Genomic DNA, 1,763 nt, shown 5'->3' with positions numbered 1-1,763 from the left:
ACATACACGATGAAAACGGTGCTCGTTGGTTTTTAATAATTCAATCCATTCATAAATATCGCTATAACCTTCTCCTAGTTCAATAAAGCGTTGAATCATGAGAAAATAACACATCCTTTCAATAGCCATCTTATCATGGCTTGTAGCATGAAGCATATGAAAATAAAGTCAGAAATGGCTTTTCAATAACCGATGAATCGGACAAGGAGGAACGTCATGAGAGTAATTTCCGGAGAACAAAAAGGACTCCCATTAAAAGCGGTGCCTGGTGCGGGTACACGACCAACAACTGATAAAGTGAAAGAATCAATTTTCAATATGATCGGTCCATACTTTGAAGGAGGGCTTGCTGTGGATTTATTCGCAGGAAGTGGGGGGCTCGGTATCGAATCGCTCAGTAGGGGCATAGATACGTGCATTTTTATCGAAAAAGATCCGCGTGCTATACAAACGATTCATGAGAATCTAAAGAAATGCAAACTAGATAATCGCTCGGAAGTATACAAAGCAGATGCTACACGTGCAATTAAAGCTTTGGAGAAAAGACAAGTACGAGTGGACTTGCTGTTTTTAGATCCACCCTATCAAAAAGTTGGGTATTATGAATTGATCGAGCAGTTTGTGGAAAAAAACTTATTGACTGATGATGCAATCATTTTGTGTGAACACGAAAAAGGTGTAGATTTGCCAAATACATATGGGTCATTTACTCTAACAAGACAAGAACTTTATGGCAGTACCATAATTTCGATTTATCGACAGGAAGAAGGAGAACACCATGACTAAAATTGCAGTCGTACCAGGGAGTTTTGATCCTGTTACATTCGGTCATTTAGATATCATCAAACGAGGTGCTTCCGTATTTGACGAAATACACGTGGTCGTACTAAATAACTCCTCTAAAAAACCACTTTTTACGATTGAAGAACGTATGGCATTAATTAGTGAAGTGACAGCAACTTTGCCTAATGTCCGTGTGGATTCTTTTTCTGGCTTACTTGTCGAGTACGCTAAAAGTGTCAATGCACATGCCATTGTACGTGGATTAAGGGCGGTATCCGATTTCGAATACGAAATGCAGATTACGTCCATGAACCGTGTATTAAATGACAATATCGAAACATTTTTCATCATGACGAATAATCAATATTCATTTTTAAGTTCGAGCATTGTTAAAGAAGTGGCGAAATATGGTGGCGATATTTCTGAACTTGTACCTAAACCTGTAGAAGAAGCCTTGAAAATGAAATTTGGATTAGAATGAATCACGCAATGATTTTGCGTGATTCTTTTCATATGTCCTGTTGCAAGCACCTTTTTTCAATAAAGCTTAGATTTCAGGAGAAGCTCTTGAGCATCTGCATCCAATGCCCTTTCTTTTAAAGTATTAAATAACAACACCCAACAAATAGAAGAAAATGAATCAGTCGATATACGACATAAGGTTTTAACGAAAGTTTGGCTGATTTCGCCAACACCATGATTTGCATATGTATGCTTAAACCATTGAAAGATAGAATGATTACTGCCAGAAGAGGAAAAAAGGGTGCCATATTAAATAATTGATGTGCAACTTCGAGCCCTGCAGTCATCTCAAATAGTGAATAAATGAAAACTGTTACCTGATGAGGGATACCATTGAACACGACCCCCATTATTTCCCTGATAACTGTACTGATAGTAGTGAAGAAGACTACCGTAGTAGCTACCAAAAGCAAAATGGAGGCAGCTTGGTGAATCCCTTCGCTTAAAGGGGAAGTAAC

General features: G+C 38.2%; 3 protein-coding genes and 1 pseudogene. 2 read left to right on the top strand and 2 right to left on the bottom strand.

Annotated elements, in window-relative coordinates; all coding sequences use genetic code 11:
* Positions 1-99 (bottom strand): DUF7147 family protein (locus AC1DSB_RS18860; protein WP_477587370.1); only part of this gene is annotated, 99 nt, incomplete at its 3' end.
* 117 nt (positions 100-216) lie between these two features.
* Between AC1DSB_RS18860 and rsmD the strand changes: the two genes are divergently transcribed.
* Positions 217-786: a 16S rRNA (guanine(966)-N(2))-methyltransferase RsmD gene (gene rsmD, locus AC1DSB_RS18855; RefSeq protein WP_016427793.1), complete on the top strand. Its 570-nt coding sequence runs from the start codon at positions 217-219 to the stop codon at positions 784-786.
* Entirely contained in the window at positions 779-1,264 is a 486-nt protein-coding gene (coaD, locus tag AC1DSB_RS18850) for a pantetheine-phosphate adenylyltransferase (RefSeq protein WP_016427792.1), read from the top strand. Before rsmD ends, coaD begins: the two co-directional genes overlap by 8 nt.
* A gap of 115 nt (positions 1,265-1,379) precedes the next feature.
* Here the strand turns inward: coaD and AC1DSB_RS18845 are convergent.
* Positions 1,380-1,763 (bottom strand): annotated as a pseudogene (locus AC1DSB_RS18845) (hypothetical protein); the annotation flags it as partial.

The organism is Paenisporosarcina sp. P4_E4_2 (genome assembly GCF_056401595.1).
This window is presented reverse-complemented; position numbering and strand designations above follow the sequence as displayed.

Coding starts and splice junctions, on each gene's coding strand:
- rsmD (WP_016427793.1), top strand. CDS start 217: ATGAGAGTAATTTCCGGAGAACAAAAAGGACTCCCATTAAAAGCGGTG.
- coaD (WP_016427792.1), top strand. CDS start 779: ATGACTAAAATTGCAGTCGTACCAGGGAGTTTTGATCCTGTTACATTC.